The sequence below is a fragment of the Paenibacillus sp. 01L418 genome (assembly GCF_056400045.1).
Map to the genome: position 1 here is coordinate 1 of NZ_JBFTSN010000458.1, position 4,826 is coordinate 4,826.

A 4,826-nucleotide genomic window follows, 5' to 3' on the forward strand; every position below is an offset into this window, starting at 1 on the left:
GCTCGAAATGATGGTGAATGGGACTCATTTTGAAAATACGCTTCCCTCTAAGCTTGAAGGAGCCTACCTGTAATATAACAGAAAGCATCTCAAGTACAAAAACACCGCCGATTACGATAAGGAGCAGCTCTGTTTTGGTCAAAATAGCGACTGCTGCAATACCGCCTCCTATGCCTAGCGAGCCCATATCTCCCATAAACACTTTTGCTGGATGTGCGTTGAATACTAGAAAACCTAAAACTGCGCCTACCATAGCTGCCGAGAATACTGCTGATTCATGAGCTGACGTTTGTAGAGCAACTACAGTAAAGGCACCAAATGCGATGGCACTCGTCCCAGCCAGCAGACCGTCAAGACCATCGGTGAAATTAACTGAATTGCTTGCTGCAAAAAGAATGATGACGACAAGCGGATAATAAAACCAGCCTAAATCAATTCCCCAGCCTGTACCAGGCACGGATATTTCGGTGCTGTGCCCCATATTATAGAGCATTGCACACACAATTATAGAAAATAGAAGTTGACCAAAAAGCTTTTGTCTTGCCGTTAGTCCCAAAGAACGTTTAAATACAATTTTGATGTAATCATCCAAAAAGCCGACAAGACCAAATCCAAGCGATGCGGTCAGCAGCACCCAAAATTCAGCCGTTTTATCAGAAAACTTCAGGAACGCGATCATTAGAGCAACCATAATGATAATGCCGCCCATCGTTGGCGTACCGCTTTTTTTCAGATGGCTTTGCGGACCTTCCATACGAATCTGCTGCCCAAACTTTAAGCGGCGGAGCACTGGAATGAACAATGGTCCGAGTAGAACCGCTAGCAGGAATGAAGCGCCAATCGAAAATAAAATGACCATCATATCCATTTCCTCACCCCACTTCCAATGCTTGGACAATCTGTTCCATCTGCATGCCGCGTGAACCTTTTATGAGCACGATGTCCGTTGGCTGCATTTGCTCCCTCAGCCACAGCGTCAGCTCATTTTTATCTTCGAAATGTTTAATCACATCATTCGCGCCTGCGTTAGGAAATTGCGATTTCACGCCCTCAGCAATATGTTTTGCCAAAGGTCCGAAGGTAAGAACCGCATCCGCCTTGCTTGGCGTTATATATGCACCTACTTCAAAATGAAGCGTCTGCTCCTCTGGCCCGAGCTCAAGCATATCGCCAAGCACGATCCATTTGCGGCTATAGCCGTCCAGTTGCTCTACCAGATCAATCGCCGCACGAACGGCAGTCGGATTGGCATTATAAGCATCGTTCAATAACATAGTGCCATTAAACGCGCGAACAGGCTGAATGCGCATGCCCGTCAGCTTAAGATGGCTTAGACCTTCAACAATTTTTGCAGCTGGAACTCCGAAGAAGCGGCCAATCGCTATTGCAGCGAGCGCATTGCTGACATTATGCTGCCCTGGAACAGGAATTCGAACAGTTCCGAGGCCACTGGCAGTTCCATTATAAATAGCAGTAAAGGTCGTCGCTTCCGATTCAATGCTGATGTCAGATGCTGACCATTCATTCTGCTTCGATAACCCAAATGTACGGCGAACGATGYCTGCTGGAAGTATTGAACGCTCAAGCTCTGCTTCAAGAAGTGGTTCATCGCCATTGTATAGCAGTAAACCATCCTCGCTGAGCCCGAGCGCTATTTCAAGCTTCGCCTTCGCAATACCGGCTCTTGAGCCAAGCTGGAGCATATGCGCGTCGCCGATATTTGTAATAATAGCGGCATCAGGCTGTGCGATCTTCGTCAGCAGCTCGATCTCGCCGAAGCCGCTCATTCCCATCTCGAGCACGGCTACTTCCGTGTCCTCTTCAAGCCTCAGCACCGTCAGAGGCAAGCCGATGTGATTGTTCAAATTGCCTTCAGTCTTATGCACTTTATAAGTTGTGCCAAGAATAGCAGCTGCCATATCCTTTGTCGTTGTTTTGCCATTGCTGCCTGTAATGCCAACAACACGAGTGACAAGTTCACTGCGATAAGCTGTTGCAAGGCGCTGCAATGCAACCAGCGTATCCCCAACAATAAGAAGCGGCACTCCCTCAAGAGATGCTGGAACCTCGCGGCCTTTCTGCCAAAGCGCAGCAACCGCTCCATTTGCAATAGCTTGCTCCAAATAGGCATGCCCGTCAAAATGCTCGCCTACGATCGGAACGAACAACTGGCCCGCAGCAGCTTGCCGCGAGTCAGTTGTTACTCCTGTTATGTTAAGCTCTGCATGATTTCCATTCCATCTAGCGCCACTCATTTCGGCAATTTGTTTAATAGTACGTTTAATCACTGTATGATTCCCCTTATCGCTGCTTTCGCTACTTTTCGATCGTCAAATGGATATTTGACTCCGTTAATATCTTGGTAGGTTTCATGACCTTTCCCCGCAATCAATACTACATCGCCGAGGCTTGCCATTTCAACCGCTTTTTCAATTGCTTCCTTGCGATCAACGATTAATTTATAAAATGAAGGATCAATTCTGCTGCTTATTAATCCAGCTTCAATATCCTTTAATATGGACTCAGGCGGCTCCGATCGTGGGTTATCCGATGTTATGATAGCGTAATCCGCGTATTTCACTGCAATATTCCCCATTAGCGGCCGCTTGGAGCGATCACGGTCACCGCCGCAGCCAAAAACACATATAATTCGATTTTCTGCAAATTGTTGAATAGCTCTGAGTACATTTTCAAGTCCATCCGGCGTGTGGGCATAATCTACAATTACCGCAAAATCCTGTCCCGCATTAACCGCTTCAACCCRTCCGGGTACGCCGGGAATTTTGCTTAGACTGTGTGCAATCGCCTCTAGTTCCACGCCTTCAAGAAGTACAGCGCTTATAGCGGCAAGCGCGTTGTATACGTTGAACTTCCCAGCCATTTGCAATGTTATGTCCTGCTCGCCTCTGAATGTGTCAACATGAAAGGTCGTACCCTGTGCAGTTATTCGAATATTCGTTGCCCGAACGTCTGCCTCTTTATCAATTGCATAAGTGATGACCTCTGCCGCTGTGAGCTCGGCATATTCTGCGGATAAAGCATCGTCTGCATTAAGAACCGCATAAGATCTTTCGTTTTCCGCAGATGCATACACATTGCCAAGTCGCGAGAAGAACAATCCCTTTACCGCGGCATATCGACTCATCGTTTCATGATAATCCAAGTGGTCCTGCGTCAAATTAGTAAATACTGCCGTTCGGAATCTGCAGCCCTTCACCCGGCCTTGCTCGAGAGCATGGGAGGACACTTCAATTGCACAATATTGCGTGCCCGCATCACGCATCTCCCCGAGATAGCTTTGAAGCTGCAGCGTTTGAGGCGTCGTACTGGTCATAGGGAACGATTTTCCCGCATAACGACGTTCAATCGTACCGATCACACCGGTAGGCTTACTCTGATCATTTAGGATTTGCTCAATTAAATAAGTTGTTGTCGTCTTGCCATTCGTCCCCGTTACACCGATAAGCTTCAAGGTTTGACTAGGCTGTCTATAATAATAATTAGCAATTACAGCCATGGCAAGGCGGCAATCTCTTACAATAATTTGCGGCACCAACAGGTCCAGCTTTCGTTCTGCTATTAGCGCTGCTGCTCCGGCGGCAACCGCCTCCGAAGCAAACTCGTGACCATCAACGGTATGGCCTCTCAAGCAAATAAACAATTGCCCTTCAATTACGCTTCGTGAATCCGTCTCAATGCCAGTCAGTTCCGTTTCCCCATCGCCTATCAGCCGTGAGGCTATAAGCAATTCCGCAACATCCTTTAATCGCATCTGCCCAGCTCCTCCCTTAAGCGCCGGCGGACAAACTTCCCCGCCTGCTGCACCCTCGTTAACTACCATTATAGTCAATGCGAGTGGGATATATTATCTTCTTCGCCCAAATAGATCCGAATCGTTGATCCGCGATCTACACGGGTTCCAGCAGCTGGAGCTTGGCGTATGACCGTTTTCCCAGAACCTGCGGAAGTCAGATTGAAATTCATATTCATATCCTCATACAAATCCGACACCGTCTTGCCAATCAAGTTCGGAACTGTAACAATAGGTGTTTCTCCATACTTATAAATACGGTCGATCTGCTTCTCACGAGCCGGAACTTCCAGAATGGTGAGCGCGTCCTCCAGCATATTGCGAACGATCGGCGCTGCAACGACTCCGCCGAACTGAATTCCTTGCGGATTATCAACCGCTACATAAATAACGATCTTCGGATCATCTGCCGGGGCAAAGCCAACAAAAGATACAATATGCTCATTAGGGGAATAACGTCCGTTAATAACCTTTTGAGCAGTACCCGTCTTGCCGCCTACGCGATACCCGTCAATAAAGGCATTGCGGCCTGTTCCTTTGGCTACGACGCTCTCAAGCGCTTCACGCACCTGCTTGGACGTTTCCTCCGAAATAACCTTCCTAACTGCAACCGATTCTACCGTTTCTACAGTCGCTCCCGTCTCCGGGTTTATCCATGCTTTTGCTACATGGGGTTTATACAGCGTTCCGCCGTTAATTGCTGCGGAAACAGCCGTTATTTGCTGAATTGGTGTAACGGAGACCCCTTGGCCAAAAGCCGTAGTGGCAAGTTCCACCGGACCGACCTGACTAAGCTTGAATAAGATCCCATTTTCTTCGCCGCCAATATCGATGCCCGTCTTCGTCCCGAAGCCAAAGTTCTTAATGTAATCAAATAGTTTGTCCTTGCCCAGCCTCTGACCAAGCGTTACAAACCCGGGGTTACAGGAGTTTTCAACCACCTCAAGGAAAGTCTGACTGCCATGTCCGCCCTTTTTCCAGCAGCGAAGTCTAGCACCGCCCACCTCAATAGCGC

At 48.1% G+C, this 4,826-nt stretch carries 4 protein-coding genes; all 4 read right to left on the reverse strand.

Annotation, left to right across the window (positions count from 1 at the left end; genetic code table 11):
- Positions 1 to 868 (reverse strand): phospho-N-acetylmuramoyl-pentapeptide-transferase (gene mraY, locus AC1DSE_RS30245; RefSeq protein ID WP_477528699.1); only part of this gene is annotated, 868 nt, incomplete at its 3' end.
- Positions 869 to 872: 4 nt separating this feature from the next.
- Positions 873 to 2,288, reverse strand: a complete 1,416-nt coding sequence (locus AC1DSE_RS30250) for a UDP-N-acetylmuramoyl-tripeptide--D-alanyl-D-alanine ligase (protein WP_477528697.1) — start codon at positions 2,286 to 2,288, stop codon at positions 873 to 875.
- Positions 2,285 to 3,772 (reverse strand): UDP-N-acetylmuramoyl-L-alanyl-D-glutamate--2,6-diaminopimelate ligase, encoded by a 1,488-nt coding sequence (locus AC1DSE_RS30255; protein ID WP_477528700.1) that lies wholly within the window; start codon positions 3,770 to 3,772, stop codon positions 2,285 to 2,287. Before AC1DSE_RS30255 ends, AC1DSE_RS30250 begins: the two co-directional genes overlap by 4 nt.
- A gap of 74 nt (positions 3,773 to 3,846) precedes the next feature.
- Positions 3,847 to 4,826: penicillin-binding transpeptidase domain-containing protein (locus AC1DSE_RS30260; RefSeq protein WP_477528698.1), on the reverse strand; the 980-nt coding region annotated here is incomplete at its 5' end.